Below are 19,413 nucleotides of genomic sequence, written 5' to 3' on the forward strand. Positions count from 1 at the left end.
GCTGCGGTAACGGATATACACCCAAAACCCAGAAACCCAGAAACCCAGAAACCCAGAAACCCAGAAATCAAGGACTGTAATACCCCACAGCCACCAACAAATGCCCAGCCTTCTTCAAATAGGCATGCTTGTTCTCGACCTTCCCCGTGACCGGATTCTTCCAGCGATACTCATATTCCCCCGCATCCTGCTTGCCCATCATTGCCAGGATCGGCTCACCCACCGGTTTGCCAGCCGGATCCTTGACCTTCGCAAAATCGGTATTGATCAAACGCAGATTGGTGCCATGACCGACATAACGGCGGGTATCGAGATCAACGACAAAGACGTACAGGTCATCCTGAAGGTAACCGCCCTTGAGGGAATTGATCGCCGTCAGCGTGGCTTTCTCACTCTTCAGCAGGTCCGCCGAAGCCTTGACCAGTAGCGCCCTGGCCTGTTCGGCAGAAGCCCTTGGCAAGTAATAGCCAACCGCGAGGATATGCTCGCCGACCCGCTGGAAATACACACGCTTGCGCTCGACCTTGCCGTCCGCCCAGTTCTGCCAGCGATACTCGGCCTGCTGGATGCCGCTGGCTTCCGGGGTCTTCAACGCATCCTTGAACGCCTTGCGCAGATCCGGCCCCAACACCTCGGACACGTCTCGCCCGATCAGCGCCGACGATGGGCCGCCGCTGGCGAGCATTACCCCTTGGGTGTCGACCACAAACACGTAGCGGTCCTTGTCGACGAATTCGCCTTGGCGGCTGAAGGCGGCGAACGCATAGTCGCCGTAATCGTGATAGTAGGCCAACGCCCTTTCCAACAGCGCCCGAGCCGCCTGGCCGTCATCCGGCGTAGCGGCCTGTGCGTGGTTCAGCCCCAGCGCCAGCATTGCGGCCAGCCAGGCCAGCCTTCGAATAAACCCCATGGGCACGCCCCTCGTTCTTGTTGGTGTTCCAAGAGCTTAGACGGGGTGAGGTGATGTTGGAGTATTCAGGAGATGGTTGCAGGCGAACAGCAATACCTTTGGGAGCGAGCAGGCTCGCTCCCACAGGGCCCGTTACTGGGCCCGATTGCTCAGTTGCTGTTGCAGGTACTGGATCTGCGATTGCAGGGTATTGATGTTGCGCGTGACCTGGCCGCGGAAGGCATCGAACTCGGCGTTATTGCCGCCCGAGCGGTTCTCCTGCTGACTCTTGAGCACGATCATGTCCTGCTCCAGGCGCTCGATGGCCGAGTTCGAGTTGGCTCTTTTCAAGGCCGTGATGTCGGCACCGATGCTCTTGAGCTGGGCATCCAGCGCGCCGCCCTCGCCCTGATTCTTCACGGTTGCGACCTCGGCCGCCAGCGCCTTGACCTGGGCCTGGAGCTGGGTGTTGGCCGCTTGCAACTGGGTGTAGGCGTTCTGCTGCTCGGAATCCTGGGCGATCATCTGGGCCAGTTGCTTGTCCAGGTCGGCGGACGGGCCGAACGCGCCTTGCAGCTGCTTGTACTGCTCCATCAACTTGCCGTCGAATTGCCGGCCCTGCTCCTGCAGCTTGCTGTCCAACTGCTTGATCTGCAATTTCAAGGCTTCACTGTCGCTCATCACGTTGGACTGCCCGGCAACCACTTTGCCGGAGATGTCCTGCAGGCGGCCCGCGGCATCCTCACTGATCCGCGCGAAGCTCTCCTGGGTGGCCACCAGCTGCTGCTCCATCAGGGAAATCTGCTGGAAACTCCACCACGCGAGAAACGCCAAGGCGCACAACAATGCACCGACCAATGCCCACAAAGGCCCGGTGCTTGGTGCCTTGACCCTGGCCGCCGCAACAGGCGCCGGACGCGCTTGCACGTGGGGCTGGCGGTTGGTCAGGAAGTCATCGTCATCGGGAATGTCCGCCCGCATCCGCAGGCTCGGTACATCGTCGAAGTCGTCGTTGGCATCGTTACGCGTGGGCATGGGTTCAACCTTTGGGAAATCGGTAGTGACTCGATGCGGCGAGTATAACCCCCTCGCCCACCGCAGCCATTGACCCCGAACCGGGCACTCGGTTCATGACGGGGCGATCAGCGGGCATATTGGACGCGCCACCAGGCGCAAAATTCATCGAGCGCGGCCCACAGGCTGACTTGCGGATCGTAATCGAGATAATGCCGGGCCCGACCGATGTCCAGGGTGAAATTCCTGTTCATCACCTGCATGCCAAGGCGCGACAACGTCGGCTCCGGGCGCCCCGGCCATAATGCGCAGAACCCTTCGTTCATGGCCGCAACGCTGTAGGCCAGCCCGTAGGAGCGGTAACGCCTGACTTGTGGGACTTCCATCTGCCGCATCACATAATTGACTACGTCCCACAACGGAACGGGCGCCCCGTTACTGATGTTGTAAGCCTTGCCCAGGGCCGAACCGGTGGCCAGCAGGCTGCTGAGCAGTGCTTCGTTGAGGTTCTGCATGCTGGTGAAATCGACCTTGTTCAAGCCGTTGCCGACAATCGCCAGTCGTCCCTTGCGCTGCATCTTGAGCAAGCGCGGAAAAATGCTCATGTCACCGGCACCAGTGACGAAGCGCGGCCGCAGCGCCAACACCTCCAGGCCGAACTCCTGGGCGCCGAAGACCTTCTGTTCGGCCAGGTACTTGGTGGCGGCGTAGGGATGCTTGAAACGTTTTGGCACCTGCTCTTCGGTCAGTCCCAAGTGGTCACGGCCATCAAAATAGATCGACGGTGAGGAGAGGTGCACCAATCGCCGGACCTTTTGCTTGAGGCACGCCTCGACGATGTTTTCGGTGAGCTGGACGTTGCCCTGGTGAAAGTCCTGATAGCGCCCCCACAGCCCCACCGAGCCGGCACAATGCACCACGGCATCGATATCGCGACACAGATCGAGGGCCAGCATCGGCTCGCTGAGGTCGCCCTGGATGAACTCGGCGCCACGCCGCACCAGATGCTCGACGCTTTCGGCCCGGCGGCCATTGACCCGTACATCCAGGCCCTGCTCAAGGGCGAAACGCGCGAAGCGTCCGCCGATGAAGCCGCTTGCGCCGGTGACCAGAATCTTCATGTAGTGCTCCGATTGCTAGGGTTTTGCATGCTTCGTCTAATCCTGACGCTGTGAGTCAGGCCAACGGCACCAGCCACTGCCGGGACGCCTGAATCAGTTGCTCGGTCAACAGACCGAGCAACTGTCCGCCATTGCGCCAATGATGCCAGTACAGCGGCACATCAATCGGCTTGTCAGGCAACAACTCCACCAGCACGCCCCGCGCCAGTTGCTCGCGCACTTGCAGTTCCGGCACCAGTCCCCAGCCAAGCCCCGCTTCAGCGAGACGGATGAAACCTTCGGACGACGGGCACAAATGGTGCTCGAAACCGCCCTCGATACCGAGGGAAGCCAGGTAACGGTGTTGCAGGAAATCATCCGGGCCGAATACCAGGGCCGGCGTGCGAGCCAATTGATCGGCGCGCACCCCGCCGGGGAAGTGCCGGGCGATGTACGCAGGGCTGGCAAGCGCCCGGTAGCGCATCGCCCCCAGCAATACGCTGCGGGCGCCGGCCACTGGCCGTTCGCTGGCGCAGACGCAGGCCGCCACTTCCCCGGCGCGCATGCGCTTGAGGCCGACGTTCTGGTCTTCCACCACCAGGTCCAACAAGAGCTGCCGCTCGGCACAGAACGCCCCCACCGCACCGGCCCACCACGTAGCCAGGCTGTCGGCGTTCAGGGCAATTCGCAGGCGCTCCGGCAACCCGGCCTCATCCAGCGCCGGTACCAGGCTTTGCAGGTCGCGTTCAAGCAAACGAACCTGTTGCACATGGTTGAGCAGGCGTCGGCCGATTTCAGTGGGCACCGGCGGTGTGACACGCACCAGCACGGGCTGGCCGACACGCGCTTCCAGAAGCTTGATCCGCTGCGAGATGGCCGACTGCGACAGTCCCAACACCTGGGCGGCACGCTCGAATCCGGCCTGCTCGACAATGGCCGCCAGGGCAGACAGCAGTTTGTAATCGAACATCAGTACTCCTAATGAGCAATCAGCAAGATTGGTTTTTCTTATACCGCGCCGGACCGGAGAATGGCCAGCATTGCAAATCCAGCTGGAGAATTGATGTCATGTGGCAAAGTTATGTGAACGGGCTGCTGGTCGCCCTCGGATTGATCATGGCCATTGGCACGCAGAACGCCTTCGTGCTCGCCCAGAGCTTGCGCCGCGAGCACCATTTGCCGGTGGCTGCCTTGTGCATCATCTGCGATGCGTTGCTGGTCGCCGCCGGCGTGTTCGGCCTGGCGACGCTATTGGCGCAAAGCCCGTTGCTGCTTTCAATCGCACGCTGGGGCGGCGCCGCATTTCTGCTCTGGTACGGTACCCAGGCGCTGCGCCGCGCCTGCTCGAAACAGAGCCTGCAGCGCGATGAAAAACAGGCCGCGCGCTCACTGGGAACAGTTCTGCTGAGCGCACTCGCGGTCACGCTGCTCAACCCCCACGTCTATCTCGACACCGTGTTGCTGATCGGCTCCCTCGGCGCCCAGCAGAGCATGCCCGGCGCCTACGTCATGGGGGCGGCCAGTGCCTCGCTGCTGTGGTTCTCGACCCTGGCCATCGGCGCCGCATGGCTGGCACCCTGGCTGGCCCGACCCAGTACGTGGAGGATCCTGGACCTGCTGGTGGCGCTGATGATGTTCACCGTGGCGCTGCAACTGATCGTCTCGGGCTGATATTCCAAACCGCTCTGGAACCTCTATTCCACACAGTTGTTGCGTGGTTATGCCGCACCCCCGGTGCTATGATCCGACTCCTGCGCCGCAAAGAGTACAAACTCCCCGGCGCTAGTCTGGCCGCCCGTGATCGGCCTTGCGCTCACCGCAACTGACCTGATTAGGAGAATCACCATGGCTTTCGAATTGCCGCCGCTGCCCTATCCTCACGATGCACTGCAGCCGCACATCTCCAAAGAAACTCTGGAGTACCACCACGACAAGCACCACAACACCTATGTCGTGAACCTGAACAACCTGGTGCCTGGCACCGAGTTCGAAGGCAAGACCCTGGAAGAAATCGTCAAGACTTCCTCGGGCGGTATCTTCAACAACGCCGCTCAGGTCTGGAACCACACTTTCTACTGGAACTGCCTGGCGCCAAATGCTGGCGGTCAACCAACCGGCGCCCTGGCTGAAGCCATCAACGCAGCCTTCGGTTCGTTCGACAAGTTCAAGGAAGAATTCAGCAAGACTTCCATCGGCACCTTCGGTTCCGGTTGGGGCTGGCTGGTGAAAAAGGCCGACGGCTCCCTGGCCCTGGCCAGCACCATCGGCGCCGGCAACCCGCTGACCAGCGGCGACACTCCGCTGCTGACCTGCGACGTTTGGGAACACGCCTACTACATCGACTACCGCAACGTTCGTCCGAAGTACGTCGAGGCGTTCTGGAACCTGGTCAACTGGAAGTTCGTGGCTGAGCAGTTCGAAGGCAAGACCTTTACTGCGTAAGTTGTGATGCCATGAAAAACGGCGCTTTTTCCGCGAGGGAAGGCGCCTTTTTTTATGGTCTGGACTGTGGGAGCGGGCTTGCTCGCGAAAGCGGTCTGACAGACAAGCATTAGTGGACTGATAAACCGCTTTCGCGAGCAAGCCCGCTCCCACATAAGCTCGCTCCCCCCTAGCTTTGCGGGGTGCAAATGACCTCGCGTCTGAAATCCGATAAATAATCCCGCCAGGCCTCAAGTTGCGGCCCTCCTCAACCGAAACAATGGTCGTAGAGCAAAGACTCTGCAAACACCGTATAACGGCCAGGTTTCAGGCGAAAAGCCTTGTGTTGGATTGTCCCTTTGACTGACATCACAGGATTGCCAATACTCATGGCAACTTGACGCTACCCGCACGGAACAAGGAATCCCTCTTTGAAGCTGGAACTCAAGAACAGCTTGTCTGTGAAGTTGCTCCGGGTCGTGCTCCTTTCGGCATTGATCGTTGGCGTGGTCTTGAGCTGCGCCCAGATCGTTTTCGATGCCTACAAAACCAATCGGGCCGTCGCCGACGACGCCCAGCGCATCCTCGATATGTTCCGCGATCCTTCCACCCAGGCGGTCTACAGCCTCGACCGGGAAATGGGCATGCAGGTCATCGAAGGCCTGTTCCAGGATGAGGCCGTGCGCATGGCCTCCATCGGCCACCCCCACGAAACAATGCTCGCCGAGAAGACCCGACCCCTCCAGCATTCCGAAAGCCGCTGGCTGACCGACCTGATCCTGGGCCAGGAACGCACCTTCACCACGCAACTGGTGGGACGCGGGCCCTACAGTGAATATTACGGCGACCTGAGCATCACCCTCGACACCGCCACCTACGGCCAGGGCTTCATTGTCAGCTCGGTGATCATTTTCATTTCCGGAATGCTCCGGGCCCTGGCCATGGGCCTGGTGCTGTACCTGGTCTATCACTGGCTGTTGACCAAACCGCTGTCGCGGATTATCCAGCACCTGACCGAAATCAACCCCGATCGCCCCAGCGCGCACAAGATTCCGCAGCTACGAGGCCACGAACAAAACGAACTCGGCCTGTGGATCAACACCGCGAACCAGTTGCTCGAATCCATCGAGCGCAACACGCACTTGCGCCACGAAGCGGAAAACAGCCTGCTGCGCATGGCCCAGTACGACTTTCTTACCGGCCTGCCCAATCGCCAGCAGCTGCAACAACAACTGGACAAGATCCTGGTGGACGCCGGGCGCCTGCAACGTCGCGTGGCCGTGTTGTGTGTGGGACTGGACGACTTCAAGGGCATCAACGAGCAGTTCAGCTATCAGACCGGCGACCAGTTGCTGCTGGCCTTGGCCGATCGGCTGCGCGCCCACAGCGGACGCCTCGGCGCCCTGGCGCGGCTGGGCGGCGACCAGTTCGCCCTGGTGCAAGCCGATATCGAGCAGCCTTACGAGGCCGCCGAACTGGCCCAGAGCATCCTCGACGATCTGGAAGCGCCATTCATCCTCGACGACCAGGGGATCCGACTGCGGGCCACCATCGGTATCACGCTGTTCCCTGAAGACGGCGACAGTACCGAGAAGCTTCTGCAAAAAGCCGAGCAGACCATGACCCTGGCCAAGACGCGCTCGCGCAATCGCTACCAGTTCTATATCGCCAGCGTCGACAGTGAAATGCGCCGTCGGCGTGAACTGGAAAAAGACCTGCGCGAGGCATTGGCTCGCGACCAGTTCACCCTGGTCTACCAGCCGCAGGTCAGCTACCGCGACCTGCGGGTGGTCGGCACCGAAGCGCTGATCCGCTGGCATCACCCCGAGCACGGCCTCGTACCGCCTGACCTGTTCATTCCCTTGGCGGAACAGAACGGCACCATCATCGCCATCGGCGAATGGGTGCTGGACCAGGCCTGCAAACAGTTGCGCGAATGGCACGACCAGGGTTTTGTCGACCTGCGCATGGCCGTCAACCTGTCGACGGTGCAACTGCACCACGCCGAACTGCCCCGGGTGGTGAGCAATTTCCTGCAGATGTACCGCTTGCCCCCGCGCAGCCTGGAGCTGGAGGTCACTGAAACCGGCCTGATGGAAGACATCACCACGGCCGCCCAGCATCTGTTGAGCCTGCGCCGTTCCGGCGCGCTGATTGCCATCGACGACTTCGGCACCGGCTATTCGTCCTTGAGTTATCTCAAGAGCCTGCCGCTGGACAAGATCAAGATCGACAAGAGTTTCGTCCAGGACCTGCTCGATGACGAAGACGATGCGACCATCGTTCGCGCCATCATCCAGCTCGGCAAGAGCCTGGGCATGCAGGTGATCGCCGAAGGCGTCGAAACGATCGAGCAGGAAGCCTACATCATTGCCGAGGGCTGCCATGAAGGTCAGGGCTACTACTACAGCAAACCGTTGCCGGCACGGGAGCTGGGTAACTATCTGAAGCAAGCCGAGCGCATCAACGCCTCGATCATCTGACTGTTTCCCCCCTTCTCCGCGGGCTGCCTGCGCTAGAAATATTACCGCCGCAGCTCTTTACATATAATGCAAATCTTTCGCATTATGTCGCAGTTTTGCGCGCCCTCGCGCCTGTCCCATTCATCACCGAAGCAGGATGTTCGCCATGATTCGTATGCCTCTGGCTACCGCCAGTCTGTTGGCCATCGCTATTTCCCTCGCCGGTTGCGGCGAAGGCAAAGACAAGGCGGCCGCGCCGCAAGCGCCAACGCCGGCCGCCAGCACTGCGGCTCCGGCTGCCCCCGCTGCCGCTGGCAAGATCGACGAAGCCGCTGGCAAGGCCGTTGTCGCGCACTACGCCGACATCGTCTACGCCGTCTACAGCGATGCCGAATCCACCGCGAAAACCCTGCAGACCGCCGTCGACGCCTTCCTCGCCAAGCCGAACGCCGATACCCTGAAAGCCGCCAAGGCTGCCTGGGTTGCCGCGCGCGTACCTTACCTGCAGAGCGAAGTGTTCCGCTTCGGCAACACCATCATCGACGACTGGGAAGGCCAGGTGAACGCATGGCCCCTGGACGAAGGCCTGATCGACTACGTCGACAAATCCTACGAGCACGCCCTGGGTAACCCGGGCGCTACCGCCAACATCATCGCCAACACCGAAGTGCAGGTCGGCGAAGACAAGGTCGACGTCAAAGATATCACCCCGGAAAAACTCGCCAGCCTGAACGAGCTGGGTGGTTCCGAGGCCAACGTTGCCACCGGCTACCACGCCATCGAATTCCTGCTGTGGGGCCAGGACCTCAACGGCACCGGCCCGGGTGCCGGCAATCGTCCGGCTTCGGACTACCTGGAAGGCGCCGGCGCCACTGGCGGCCACAACGACCGTCGGCGTGCCTACCTCAAGTCCGTGACCCAGCTGCTGGTGAACGACTTGCAGGAAATGGTCGGCAACTGGAAACCGAACGTCGCCGACAACTACCGCGCCACGCTGGAAGCCGAACCGGCTGAAACCGGTCTGCGCAAGATGCTGTTCGGCATGGGCAGCCTGTCCCTGGGTGAACTGGCGGGCGAGCGCATGAAGGTCTCCCTGGAAGCCAACTCGCCAGAAGACGAACAGGATTGCTTCAGCGACAACACCCACTACTCGCATTTCTACGATGCCAAGGGTGTGCGTAACGTCTACCTGGGCGAGTACACCCGCGTCGACGGCACCAAGATGACCGGCGCGAGCCTGTCCTCCCTGGTGGCCAAGGCCGACCCGGCCGCCGACACCACGCTCAAGGCCGAGCTGGCCGACACCGAAGCCAAGATCCAGGTCATGGTCGATCACGCCAGCAAGGGTGAGCACTACGACCAGTTGATCGCCGCCGGCAACACCGCTGGCAACCAGATCGTGCGTGACGCCATCGCCGCCCTGGTCAAGCAGACCGGCTCGATCGAACAGGCTGCGGGCAAGCTGGGTATCAGCGACCTGAACCCGGACAACGCTGATCACGAGTTCTGATCAACGCCGGCTGACTGAAAAGGCGACCTTCGGGTCGCCTTTTTTGTCTGTTGCCCGCCAGTTCAGGATGAAGGAGCCCCCCGTGGCGAGGGAGCTTGCTCCCGCTGGGTCGCGAAGCGGCCCCCTGCGGCGTGTCAGTTGAATAAAAGGAGCTGCTGCGCAGCTCAGCGGGAGCAAGCTCCCTCGCCACGGGCATGGGCTCGACTCCCCTCATTGCAAACCGGCAAGCCGTGCTTCAATGAACCGCCGCTCCGGCAGTTGCTGCGTCAATTCAAGCGCCCGTCGATAGGCGGCCCTCGCCTCCTCCACTCGCCCCAACTGCCGGCAGAACTCAGCCCGCGCCGAATGGGCCAGGTGATAGTCAAGCAGCTCGCCCCTGCCGAGTATCCCGTCAACCAGGCGTAGCCCCTCCTGCGGCCCATCGCGCTTGGCCAGGGCGGCCGCGCGGTTGAGTTCGATCACTGGCGACGGCACGGCCCGCAACAGCACATCGTAGAGGCCGACGATCTGCGGCCAATCGGTCTCCCGGGCGCTCGGCGCTTCGGCGTGCACCGCAGCAATCGCGGCTTGCAGGCAATACGGTCCGAACCGCCGGGTGTTGAGCGCGGCCTCGACCATCGCGCAACCTTCGGCAATCATTGCCGGGTCCCATAGCGACCGGTCCTGCTCATCGAGCAAGACCAGATCGCCGGCCATCGACATTCGCGCGGGCCGCCGCGACTCGTGCAGCAGCATCAGCGCCAACAGGCCCATCACTTCAGCTTCGGGCAGCAACTCCAGCAGCAGGCGTGCGAGGCGTATGGCTTCGCGGGTCAGGTCATCGCGGGTCAACTCGGCCCCCATCGAGGCTGAATAGCCCTCGTTGAACACCAGGTAAATCACCCGCAGCACGCTGTCGAGTCGTTCAGGCAGCTCCGTGCGGGACGGCACCTGATAGGGGATCTTCGCATCGCGAATCTTCGCCTTGGCCCGCACGATGCGCTGGGCGATGGCTGCCGGCGCGGCAAGAAACGCACGAGCAATTTCCTCGGTGGTCAGGTCGCAGACTTCCCGCAGCGTCAACGGCACCTGGGCATCAGCCGCCAGGGCCGGGTGGCAACAGGTGAAAATCAGCCGCAGGCGGTCGTCTTCCACGTCCTCGTCACTCCACTCGGCCTGTTCAAGCGCTTCGAGTTGCGCGATCAGCATCGGCTGGGACGCCGCGAAGCGCGCCCGCCGACGCAGGCTGTCAATCGCCTTGAAACGCCCGGCCGACACCAGCCAGGCCCGGGGATTGTCCGGCACGCCGTCGCGCTGCCAGCGCTCGACCGCGACGAAGAACGCCTCGTGCAAGGCTTCCTCGGCGAGATCGAAATCTCCCAGCAGGCGAATCAGCGTCGCCAGAATTCGCCGCGAATCCTGGCGATAAACCTGCTCGACCCGCGCCTTGACCGCTTCGGCCGACATCAGCCGGGAAGGCCTTGGGTGATCGGACTGATGGACAACAAAGCAGGTTCACGGCTCATGAAAATCATCCCGTTGTGATTGTCGTTCAGGGATTCAGCTGGCGTACCGGCCGGACTTCGACGCAGCCTACCCGGGCCGCCGGGATGTGCCCGGCGACCTGGATGGCTTCGTTCAAGTCCTTGGCGTCGATCAGGTAGAAGCCCGCCAGTTGCTCCTTGGTTTCGGCGAACGGGCCGTCGGTAATCGACAGTTTGCCGCCGCGCATACGCACCGTGGTGGCGGTCTGCACCGACTCCAGGGCTTCGGCGGCGAGCATGCGGCCGCTGCCCTGGATCGACTCGGCATAAGCCATGCACTCTGCGTCCTCAGGGCTGTCGGGAGAGTTGTGCAGGGCCTGTTCGTTGCTATACACCAGGCATAAATACTTCATGGAAAGCTCCGTGATCGAACTGATCGACAAAGGTGGCAGGAGGAAACCGTAGCCGATCAGGGCTGCAAGTCGAATATCGCCGTACCCGCCATCGGATCGAACGGTGCCGACCAATGCTCATGGACGATCTTCCACGCGCCGGCCGTACGCTTGTAGCAAGCTGTCACACGCATCCAGCATGCCTGCTCTTCGCCTTTGTCGTTGGTGCCGCCGCAATAGGCCAGCCAATGGGCGAAGGCGATGTTCTCGGCCGGCGTGATCTGGACCTGATGGAAATCGAACTTGTGCGGGCCAGGGCACATTTCCATGCAGGCTTCCCAGTGCGCGCGGTAAGCGGTCTTGCCCTTGAATTGCAGGGCCTGGATGGCATCGAACGAGACGATATCGTCGTCATAGAGCGCCATGACTTTTTCCACATCCTTGGCCATGACGGCCTGGCGATAGGTGTCGATCAACGCTTGGATTTCGGTTTCGGTATTCATGGTGGTTCTCCGCAGTTTTTTGTTAGAGACAGCCTTAGTCGTCTGGAGAAACAGTGAATCGACAGCCAAACAAAAATAATCCAAAGAAAAAATTTCGCTAGAATCCAGGCCTCATTCTGTCGGCAACAATGGACGTTTTCGTGACTGCTCAGCTCGTACCCTATGAAGACCTGACCGCGCTGCAACGGCAACAGGTCGAAGCCATCGAAATCCACCCCGAACAGATCAGGTTTTCCGGCGATATCCATGGTGCGCTGCATACGCTGCTGTCCAGGCCCGCCCCTGGGGTAAAGGGTTTTGCGCTGCTGGCCGACGAAGTGCCCGTCGCGTTCCTGCTGCTCAAGCGGCCACCCGTACTGCCCGCCTGGGCCAACGAACACAGCGCCACCCTGCACGCCTTGCAGGTAGACCGCCGGGCTCAAGGCAAAGGCTACGGCAAGGCCTGCCTGCAAGCGCTACCCACCGTCGCCCGAGCGGCATGGCCGGAAATAAAGGGGCTTGAGCTTTCGGTGGATGCAGACAACGACGCGGCCATCAGCCTGTACACCCGCCTGGGCTGGGTCGACAGCGGCGAGGCCTACAAGGGCCGAATCGGTTATGAACGGCGGATGGGGTTGGTGTTTTAGCCCAACGGAGTCGACACCAATCACCCGTGCTTCTTTGTATTGTTGAAACCAGCATCTGTAAGACACTTCTGATTTTGCTTGCAGCAATTGACGCTCTGCTCAGAGCGATACTATAAGTTCTAATTAGAAGAGGCCTCCGTATACCTCTCCTTCAATGACTCGTTTTTTGGAACGAGCCTCTATTTTCATCTTCGCCGCAACACAGAAGGACAGTTCCAATGACTGCTCTTGTAAAAACTTCATCCTCAAAAATAAACGAAAATGAAATTTCCGTTCTGGACGGAAGAGTTTCAATACCCAAAGACTACCTGCGTAAAAGAGCTTTTTTGGAAGATGCAAGCGCCCTCATCGTCTCGGGTTCGTTAATTGAAGGTATTGGTACCGTTCATTCCGACATTGACTGCATCGTCTTTTGCAACCAACGCCCCAAAGCAGATTCCATCAAAGAAAGTGGGCACGCGCTGGTAACTGACATTGACTACCATCACATAACACAGAAGGAAGAAGTCCACAACACCACAGACTTCTATGGTAAAACAAGTATCCACATTGATGTCGACTACATAACATTCACTGAATTTGACAAAATAATCGCCAATATCGAGAAAGCTTTCAACGAAATAATCTCCGACCAACGGGTTCTTTACGGCCCAATTTTATCCAATACAGAGAACAATATAATACACAGATCCCTAATTGGTTTTGCACTTATAAACCAAGAAAAATTCAACGAATTAAAATCAAAAATACCGATAGAAAAGCACATCTATGTATCTCACCGTGAAAAACTACCCGTATTCTATGCCTTCCAAGATGTCCAGGGCTGCTGGCAGTCAGGAAACTTATGGATGGGTTGTGAAATCGTGCGAGACATGCTGTTGAAGACCAGCATGAGTTTCACGTATTTAGCCGGAACGACGAACAAGCATTACAAGTGGATCTATTCCAACATGCATAGAGTTAAAGGATTCGACAAAATAAAAAATAAGTTCTTCGTTCTAGCCCGCCAAGGTGCAACCACGGAGAAAGAATGTCGATCTTATATACAAGAGGGACTTGAATATATGGATCAATTATTCTTAGCCATTGAACAGCTTTTAAAGAAACACCCCTATCCTTCCGCAAAACAATCTCTCACAGCGCTAGACAATGAGTTCGACAAACGGAAACAAACGAAACACAGAATTTCAATGTGCGAGTACCATTTCAGGAAAAAATATTTCGCAGCACAAGGGACGCCCTCCTTGATCAGTTTGCTTAAAGAGTGGGACTAAGCAAAGCCAATATTTAAACGCTCCACTTTTCTAGGTACTACATAATCAGCGGTGGACCCAGATGGAAGTCACCCGAACTGCCATTTTTTTAACAGTATCAAGGCTAGGCGACCTGACGGCCCCACTTCTCTATCTGTCCTTTGCTGGCCACTACATGGTTAACTCTCTTGGCCATGCATCACTCGCATGGGCCTATATTTCTTTCCTGACCGTAGTTGGAATTGGACTTTTCTCAATAATGCTAACTGCGGACGCCGGATCCGCAAACCTTAACGCAGATGAGACTGAGGCGCACTTAATAATTTCTCTAAGACTCGCATATCTACTCGGCATATCGATCGCGATTGGATTAATGCTTTATGTCTATATCTCCCCCTCCGACAGAAGCAACTCGGAACAAGCCCACACCCTTCTAACACTCTCTCTTTCATTACCTGCCTTATATTTGCAGATTGTTATTTTCAATTTTTTCACAACCGTTAAAAAAACAGAATACGAACTCATTTACATCTGGACTTTAAACACCATCTTTTGTCTAACCTGTGTCATTTTAATAACGACCAATGCAGACATAGACTTAATAAAATTCACGCTAATCTATTCCAACCTAAGATGGCTTTTTGCTGGCGCAGCCCTCGTACTTTTCAATAAAGAGATACACAAATATATTCCTGAATTCCAGCACTCAAGACATATACCCATAAGAAAATATAGCCAATATCTGATAAGTGGGCTACCACTAGCATTGTGCATCGGAGGAGAAAGCTTATTATTTTTTCTGCTCTCCCTCATATCGAACAGCCTCGATCACTTCAGCCTTTCAGCGTACCAAGCCTCGCTTAACTTTCTCAGCTTTGTATATATGATCGCAATTGGAATGGGAAACGCGATAGGAATCGCATGCGCTCGACACCACATCCAAAAAGACCTCGACTCTTTGCGCGCAACCTATACTCATGGGCTTAAGCTTGGATTATTTACAATTGCACCCGTACTGCTGGCCTGTTACTTTCTAAACGACTATATCTCTATAATTTACACCTCACACATAGAAACTAGAAAACTTATCGAAAAAAACATTCTGATATCCATCCCCTTTCTAGCATTCGAATATATTTACGTGATCACCCGAATGACTTTGAGAGGCATGGGTGACTTTTGGGTCCCAACATTACTAACCGTGTCGTCGCTAAACATCGTCGGCATTATCTGTGCTATTGCTCTGTTGTCTTTTTATGACGACAGCGTCCACTCTATATTTTTAGCCTTGGTCATTTGCTCATTGCTCTTGATGCTGCTTTTAACTTGGCGTCTGGCGTACAAATTTCACCACTACCCTCACCGGCAAATAAAGCGACGCCCAACCTCCAAAATCTCTGATACGATTGCGAGTTAAACTATGAAACACGCAAATCCTACGTCACACACATCAGACCATCACACCGTCCCCATTACTATTATTAGCCGACATCATGCATGGAGGACATTAAGTGGTGTCAAGACCAATGATTATTACACCTACCGACATGCCATACAGAACGGCTGTCACCTTCAAAGAGCGTCTTTCGATCTTCGCCATCCTGAAGAAATGGTATGTGACCTCAGTAATCTTGAGCGAATCTACGATGGAATGACAGAACAAGCCGTTGTACGAATATGGGATTACCTGGACGTATGGACGCGAAATTGGGCTCATGGAGAAATCTGCAGGGTAAGAGGTGATGGATTATCGCCAGAAATAGCTATTGCGGGCCCTTCAAAGTCTCGTTTAATCGAGGTAAAAAAATCACTTATCAAACAGGCGTTTCTGCACCTACGCAAAGGTATTTTTCCTACCAATGAGCCAGGAGCGGTGCGCGGCATTAATAAAGACCTGCCACTCATAAACATGAGTGACGCCACCTTGAATTTTCACAATAAATTTTGCGCGTTCTATAGTCGCTACATCTCGCATGAGCATTGGAACAGCAGCAGCTCCCTTAATACTAGATTCATTTATGAAGACCATGATATTTGGCACGAAATTGAACAGATATCGAACAACAAATTATTTTTATTATCAGCTGGTTTACCGCTTGCGCTTGGCTATATGACCGCAACGGGAGATAGCAATGTCTTTTTTTCGGAGATTCATCGACAAAACGATGCTGGCATGCTTTCAAGAAACAATGCCTTCCGAGACATTTTTCCAACACCGCCTCTAACAGATGAATCTTGGCTGATCATAGACAAATCTTATACCGGAGGAAGCTTAATACAAGCAGCAAACTTAATCAGAAGCACTTTAGGATACAAAGTCAACATAAAGACCTTAGCGTTATTTCCAAAATCTTTCGGCGCCTTCATGAGCGCCGACTATGCGGTCTATGCAGGTCGATTGTATGAAGTAAAAACTCACGCCTCAACTGGACAGAAACCATTGGCACAAACAACTTATAACGAGCCATCGACATGAGACCTCTATTTAGTAAAAAACACATTTACCAATTAGAAGAATGCCTTTATGAAGCAAGAAAAGAATTACGTCGCTATTGGGCGGGCACGCTAATTTGCCTACCTAGCACTCACCTAGAGGATATCCTTAACACCACACTAACCGAGTACGACGTAGAGTGCCAAAGAATATTGCTAAATAGCTTATCCAATATCGACGCACACATAACAATCTATTCAGAGGACAGCACCTCAGAAATTGTACTTGGTAACCACGGAGACTTCTCCCTCCTCATAGACCCTTTAGATGGCACACACAACGCCATGCTGGGATTTCCCTCCTATACTTCCAGCGTAGCGCTCTACCACGGCAGTTCTTATATTTTCGGCTGGGTTTACGACATATCGAGAGATGTGGTTTTTACCGCAGCACTAGGTGAAGGGGCCTATTTGCAGTCACCCATCATTGTAAAAAGATTGAAGACTCGAAAAGTCAGCCATATAGATGATATGCGCATTTCATTTCACCGCCCCAACACAGACAGCCAGAAAAAAATAATTGATAACCTATTATGGAGCGCAAATAAAGTCCGCATCTATTCCTGTTCCTCGTTAGAAATATGCCTGATTGCTGCTGGCATCCTTGACGCTTTTATTGATGTCAGCACACCAGGACACGAACGTAGCTGTGATATTGCCGCGGCAGAATTGATTCTCAAAGAAGCAGGTGGCGCAATGTTTGACGGCACAGGAAAAGTAAGATATTCCCTCCCCCCATCAGAAGAATCGCTCACTGACAGGGGCACATTGATCGCATTATCATCCGCACAGCTAATAAAACTTATCATATGATATTTAACTAGATGGTAGAGGCATAGCTTATGTTAATCGACATGGTAAATCTTAAACTTGAAATATTATGCCATGGCGTAAATTTCTCCCGAGAATTCCTTGAGCATTTCAAAGCTGCGACTGACCACATTGAAAAAAGGCGTGCTTACGGCACGGGCGACAGCGTCATCGTTAGTTCAAATATTCGCACTCCGCAAGAACTCATTCTAAATGAACAAATCATAGTTGCAGCCAACTACAATCCAAACTCAGATTATTTTATAGTCTTGGAGCGGGAAACGCCCATACTCAAACAAGGAAATAGAAAAATTGAAATCTCATTCCCCAAGAGACCCGCATTTTATGGAGCGCACCTGAGTAACGGCGAACTATGCGAACAACATTTAACCGCATATGGCAACTCGACTCTCGGCATTTTCTCACCAGGCCACTGTTACTATTTCAATGACGGCCATGAATGTAAGTTTTGTTCGTTAGGTTCTGCGAGAAAGAGTTTCTCTGATCACAAGATGCGAATAAAGGGCAGCTTGGCAGGTGAGGCTGTGGCCATGGCCATTACCGAGGAGCGTAATCGATATCGAAGGGTTCTATTAAATGGTGGCACAATCCCAAACTATGACAAGGGCTACTCAATACATTTAGACCTCCTTGAGCGGGTAAAGAATACCGACGCGAATAGCACATTGGATTATCACTTGATTTCCATGCCTCCTAAAGACTTCCGCCTTTTCGAGCGTTTTAAAACCGTCGGAAACAATATGTCGATGAGCCTGGAAGTATTCGATCCCGAATTATTCTCTAAGGTCTGTCCCGGAAAATCTCGTGATTTCACTCGTGAACGCTTTCTTGCGGCTTTCGAAGCGGCGGTGGACGTGTTGGGGCGCGGTAACGTTTACGCTGGGTTCGTCGCGGGGATGGAGCCATTAGAATCGATTATCGAAGGAATCGAGCACTTCGGTGTAATGGGAGTAGTACCTGCTGTGGCGGTGTTTCATCCTGATGCCGGTTCTCAATACGCCAACCGGCAGCGCCCTTCATTAGATTTTTTGAAATCGCTTGGAAAAAAAATGTCGGAGATATATCAGAGGGAGGGCTTCAAACCATTAATTGAGGGAAGTGGCCGCAACTCCTTGGACACTGAAGCCTATCTGAAGGGGTTCGCATGAACAACTTAACTGAACGATCAATGTTTATTGCATTTGAAGGCACTGATGGTGCGGGAAAATCTACGATAGCAAGAGCAACATATAGTAAAATCTTCGACTCCTTTCCCGGCCTTAGCTATATAGACAAGAATCGACCACCGGTAACATCTGGATATACGGAATTCCACATGTCTCGTATACGCGAAATACTCTGGGAGTACCCAGACGATGCCCCGCTGGATCAGCTGGGTGACAGGCATTGGATAAATTTAATAGCTGCTTGGTTTCAAGCTACCGATTACGCCGCCATTACTCCCTTAATCAATTCTGGAATCAGTTGCATTGCAGACGGTTGGTACTATAAATATCTGGCTCGTTTTTTACTTAAGAATTCCGATTTGGCAGAAGAAGCTTTGGCCATCTTTTCTACGATCAGAACTCCGGATGCGGTCATTTTCTTGGACGTTGATCCAGCTCGCGCGGCGCAACGGAAAGGGGCTTTTCGGCTTAGCGAGAGTGGCGCCTATGATGGAGGCAATGAGGATCGTTATAACAGTTTCATCACCTATCAAAATCAGGTCCGATCCAGCTACGAGCTGTGTGGTTTAGCAAACTGGATAAGCATCGATACGACCGACCTCAGTGAGGAAGCCGTCCTCGATAAAGCCGTCAGCTCAGTGCGAAACATAATTATAGGAGCGTAGAACAATCAGAGCTACGAAGCTAAGCGTTGCCAAGCGGGGATCTAATTCCCCGCCGATATGCCTCGATCAGGTGGCTTTGAGGGGTATCCAGATCTCCAGGCTGCCTTCCCCCGTCCGCGGGTTGAAGTCTTCGCTGTAGCGCTCGAATTCAGGCTCATCCGCTGCCTGGTGGCCGGACTGCGGCAACCATTCCTTCCAGATGTACTGGAAAGTGTCCGAAAGATTCTTCAATGGCCCTTTGTGCTCGAACACGGCGTAGGGCCCGGGCTGGATTTCGATCCAGCGGTATTGTTCCGGAAGGTCGTCAAGCCGGCTGATCTCCACGCCGGCAATGTATTCAAAGCCGCCTGTACCGTCCGGGTTGCAACACACGCCGTAAGTCACTTCGTCTTTCTGCCCCGGCACTTTGCCAAGCCAGGGCAGAAACTTTTCCCAGAGCAGCGGGATGTCTTGGGCGGTATCCTGGGTAAAACGCGCGCCGAAACCGGCGATTAGCTGAAAGCGTCCTTGCTCGAAGCGCGGCTCGGATGCATTAACGCGTTTTTGCGATTCCATTGCTTCGACACTCCGGAAAACTTGAAGTCGGGTTTGGCAGTATAGAACCCAAACGGTGATTGCCAGGCCG

19 protein-coding genes are annotated in these 19,413 nt (G+C 55.4%); 11 read left to right on the forward strand and 8 right to left on the reverse strand.

Going from position 1 to position 19,413, the window contains the following annotated elements; translation table 11 throughout:
* Nucleotides 1–67: 67 nt before the first annotated feature.
* From J3P89_RS21910 to J3P89_RS21925, 4 genes are all read right to left on the reverse strand, one after another.
* Nucleotides 68–910 (reverse strand): cache domain-containing protein, encoded by an 843-nt coding sequence (locus J3P89_RS21910; protein ID WP_434695628.1) that lies wholly within the window; start codon nucleotides 908–910, stop codon nucleotides 68–70.
* Between the two features lie 132 nt (nucleotides 911–1,042).
* The gene (locus tag J3P89_RS21915; protein ID WP_434695629.1) at nucleotides 1,043–1,924 is read right to left on the reverse strand and encodes an ATPase; all 882 of its coding nucleotides are present in this window, start codon (nucleotides 1,922–1,924) and stop codon (nucleotides 1,043–1,045) included.
* A 107-nt stretch (nucleotides 1,925–2,031) separates the two neighbouring features.
* Complete coding sequence (locus tag J3P89_RS21920; RefSeq protein WP_434695630.1) at nucleotides 2,032–3,024, reverse strand: NAD-dependent epimerase/dehydratase family protein; 993 nt, start codon at nucleotides 3,022–3,024, stop codon at nucleotides 2,032–2,034.
* A 55-nt stretch (nucleotides 3,025–3,079) separates the two neighbouring features.
* Entirely contained in the window at nucleotides 3,080–3,973 is an 894-nt protein-coding gene (locus J3P89_RS21925) for a LysR family transcriptional regulator ArgP (RefSeq protein WP_434695631.1), read from the reverse strand.
* Between the two features lie 98 nt (nucleotides 3,974–4,071).
* Between J3P89_RS21925 and J3P89_RS21930 the strand changes: the two genes are divergently transcribed.
* The 4 genes from J3P89_RS21930 to J3P89_RS21945 all read left to right on the forward strand — a co-directional run bounded on the left by J3P89_RS21930 (nucleotide 4,072) and on the right by J3P89_RS21945 (nucleotide 9,396).
* Nucleotides 4,072–4,674, forward strand: coding sequence for a LysE/ArgO family amino acid transporter (locus tag J3P89_RS21930; RefSeq protein ID WP_434625618.1), 603 nt, complete (start codon nucleotides 4,072–4,074; stop codon nucleotides 4,672–4,674).
* 174 nt (nucleotides 4,675–4,848) lie between these two features.
* Entirely contained in the window at nucleotides 4,849–5,445 is a 597-nt protein-coding gene (locus J3P89_RS21935) for a superoxide dismutase (protein WP_127929573.1), read from the forward strand.
* A 410-nt stretch (nucleotides 5,446–5,855) separates the two neighbouring features.
* Nucleotides 5,856–7,907: a putative bifunctional diguanylate cyclase/phosphodiesterase gene (locus J3P89_RS21940; RefSeq protein ID WP_434569555.1), complete on the forward strand. Its 2,052-nt coding sequence runs from the start codon at nucleotides 5,856–5,858 to the stop codon at nucleotides 7,905–7,907.
* Nucleotides 7,908–8,052: 145 nt separating this feature from the next.
* Nucleotides 8,053–9,396, forward strand: coding sequence for an imelysin family protein (locus J3P89_RS21945; RefSeq protein ID WP_434695632.1), 1,344 nt, complete (start codon nucleotides 8,053–8,055; stop codon nucleotides 9,394–9,396).
* A gap of 210 nt (nucleotides 9,397–9,606) precedes the next feature.
* On the opposite strand, the gene J3P89_RS21950 is transcribed toward J3P89_RS21945, so the two are convergent.
* The 3 genes from J3P89_RS21950 to J3P89_RS21960 form a co-directional block, all read right to left on the reverse strand.
* Nucleotides 9,607–10,842 (reverse strand): RNA polymerase sigma factor, encoded by a 1,236-nt coding sequence (locus tag J3P89_RS21950; RefSeq protein ID WP_434653452.1) that lies wholly within the window; start codon nucleotides 10,840–10,842, stop codon nucleotides 9,607–9,609.
* An 85-nt stretch (nucleotides 10,843–10,927) separates the two neighbouring features.
* On the reverse strand, nucleotides 10,928–11,272 hold the full coding sequence (locus tag J3P89_RS21955; RefSeq protein WP_434695633.1) for a YciI family protein: 345 nt from the start codon (nucleotides 11,270–11,272) through the stop codon (nucleotides 10,928–10,930).
* A gap of 56 nt (nucleotides 11,273–11,328) precedes the next feature.
* Nucleotides 11,329–11,754 (reverse strand): YybH family protein, encoded by a 426-nt coding sequence (locus J3P89_RS21960; RefSeq protein WP_434569559.1) that lies wholly within the window; start codon nucleotides 11,752–11,754, stop codon nucleotides 11,329–11,331.
* 140 nt (nucleotides 11,755–11,894) lie between these two features.
* Here J3P89_RS21960 and J3P89_RS21965 point away from each other — a divergent pair, with 140 nt between their 5' ends.
* The 7 genes from J3P89_RS21965 (at nucleotide 11,895) to J3P89_RS21995 (ending at nucleotide 18,788) form a co-directional block, all read left to right on the forward strand.
* Nucleotides 11,895–12,380: a GNAT family N-acetyltransferase gene (locus J3P89_RS21965; protein WP_434695634.1), complete on the forward strand. Its 486-nt coding sequence runs from the start codon at nucleotides 11,895–11,897 to the stop codon at nucleotides 12,378–12,380.
* A 218-nt stretch (nucleotides 12,381–12,598) separates the two neighbouring features.
* Entirely contained in the window at nucleotides 12,599–13,654 is a 1,056-nt protein-coding gene (locus J3P89_RS21970; protein ID WP_434695635.1) for a hypothetical protein, read from the forward strand.
* A 61-nt stretch (nucleotides 13,655–13,715) separates the two neighbouring features.
* A complete protein-coding gene (locus J3P89_RS21975) occupies nucleotides 13,716–15,050 on the forward strand; it encodes an MATE family efflux transporter (RefSeq protein WP_434695636.1) in 1,335 nt (444 codons plus the stop codon).
* Nucleotides 15,051–15,053: 3 nt separating this feature from the next.
* Nucleotides 15,054–16,109: a hypothetical protein gene (locus J3P89_RS21980; protein ID WP_434695637.1), complete on the forward strand. Its 1,056-nt coding sequence runs from the start codon at nucleotides 15,054–15,056 to the stop codon at nucleotides 16,107–16,109.
* A complete protein-coding gene (locus J3P89_RS21985) occupies nucleotides 16,106–16,939 on the forward strand; it encodes an inositol monophosphatase family protein (protein ID WP_434695638.1) in 834 nt (277 codons plus the stop codon). Before J3P89_RS21980 ends, J3P89_RS21985 begins: the two co-directional genes overlap by 4 nt.
* Before the next feature lie 29 nt (nucleotides 16,940–16,968).
* Nucleotides 16,969–18,105 carry a radical SAM protein gene (locus J3P89_RS21990; protein ID WP_434695639.1) on the forward strand — a complete coding sequence of 379 codons (1,137 nt, stop codon included), beginning with the start codon at nucleotides 16,969–16,971 and terminating at the stop codon, nucleotides 18,103–18,105.
* Nucleotides 18,102–18,788, forward strand: coding sequence for a dTMP kinase (locus J3P89_RS21995; protein ID WP_434695640.1), 687 nt, complete (start codon nucleotides 18,102–18,104; stop codon nucleotides 18,786–18,788). The genes J3P89_RS21990 and J3P89_RS21995 overlap by 4 nt, the downstream gene beginning before the upstream one ends.
* A 66-nt stretch (nucleotides 18,789–18,854) precedes the next feature.
* Here J3P89_RS21995 and J3P89_RS22000 read toward each other — a convergent pair whose 3' ends face one another.
* The gene (locus tag J3P89_RS22000; protein ID WP_434695641.1) at nucleotides 18,855–19,343 is read right to left on the reverse strand and encodes a GyrI-like domain-containing protein; all 489 of its coding nucleotides are present in this window, start codon (nucleotides 19,341–19,343) and stop codon (nucleotides 18,855–18,857) included.
* Between the last annotated feature and the right edge of the window lie 70 nt (nucleotides 19,344–19,413).

Origin of the sequence: Pseudomonas sp. Z1-14, from assembly GCF_051132005.1 — a bacterium.
Taxonomy (GTDB): Bacteria; Pseudomonadota; Gammaproteobacteria; order Pseudomonadales; family Pseudomonadaceae; genus Aquipseudomonas.

Bases quoted from the DNA above. Each gene is read 5' to 3' on its own strand.
- J3P89_RS21970 (WP_434695635.1), top strand. From the start codon at position 12,599: ATGACTGCTCTTGTAAAAACTTCATCCTCAAAAATAAACGAAAATGAA.
- J3P89_RS21930 (WP_434625618.1), top strand. From the start codon at position 4,072: ATGTGGCAAAGTTATGTGAACGGGCTGCTGGTCGCCCTCGGATTGATC.
- J3P89_RS21995 (WP_434695640.1), top strand. From the start codon at position 18,102: ATGAACAACTTAACTGAACGATCAATGTTTATTGCATTTGAAGGCACT.
- J3P89_RS21985 (WP_434695638.1), top strand. From the start codon at position 16,106: ATGAGACCTCTATTTAGTAAAAAACACATTTACCAATTAGAAGAATGC.
- J3P89_RS21915 (WP_434695629.1), bottom strand. From the start codon at position 1,924: ATGCCCACGCGTAACGATGCCAACGACGACTTCGACGATGTACCGAGC.
- J3P89_RS21935 (WP_127929573.1), top strand. From the start codon at position 4,849: ATGGCTTTCGAATTGCCGCCGCTGCCCTATCCTCACGATGCACTGCAG.
- J3P89_RS21950 (WP_434653452.1), bottom strand. From the start codon at position 10,842: ATGTCGGCCGAAGCGGTCAAGGCGCGGGTCGAGCAGGTTTATCGCCAG.
- J3P89_RS21980 (WP_434695637.1), top strand. From the start codon at position 15,054: ATGAAACACGCAAATCCTACGTCACACACATCAGACCATCACACCGTC.
- J3P89_RS22000 (WP_434695641.1), bottom strand. From the start codon at position 19,343: ATGGAATCGCAAAAACGCGTTAATGCATCCGAGCCGCGCTTCGAGCAA.
- J3P89_RS21960 (WP_434569559.1), bottom strand. From the start codon at position 11,754: ATGAATACCGAAACCGAAATCCAAGCGTTGATCGACACCTATCGCCAG.
- J3P89_RS21955 (WP_434695633.1), bottom strand. From the start codon at position 11,272: ATGAAGTATTTATGCCTGGTGTATAGCAACGAACAGGCCCTGCACAAC.
- J3P89_RS21975 (WP_434695636.1), top strand. From the start codon at position 13,716: ATGGAAGTCACCCGAACTGCCATTTTTTTAACAGTATCAAGGCTAGGC.
- J3P89_RS21925 (WP_434695631.1), bottom strand. From the start codon at position 3,973: ATGTTCGATTACAAACTGCTGTCTGCCCTGGCGGCCATTGTCGAGCAG.
- J3P89_RS21990 (WP_434695639.1), top strand. From the start codon at position 16,969: ATGTTAATCGACATGGTAAATCTTAAACTTGAAATATTATGCCATGGC.
- J3P89_RS21910 (WP_434695628.1), bottom strand. From the start codon at position 910: ATGGGGTTTATTCGAAGGCTGGCCTGGCTGGCCGCAATGCTGGCGCTG.
- J3P89_RS21920 (WP_434695630.1), bottom strand. From the start codon at position 3,024: ATGAAGATTCTGGTCACCGGCGCAAGCGGCTTCATCGGCGGACGCTTC.
- J3P89_RS21945 (WP_434695632.1), top strand. From the start codon at position 8,053: ATGATTCGTATGCCTCTGGCTACCGCCAGTCTGTTGGCCATCGCTATT.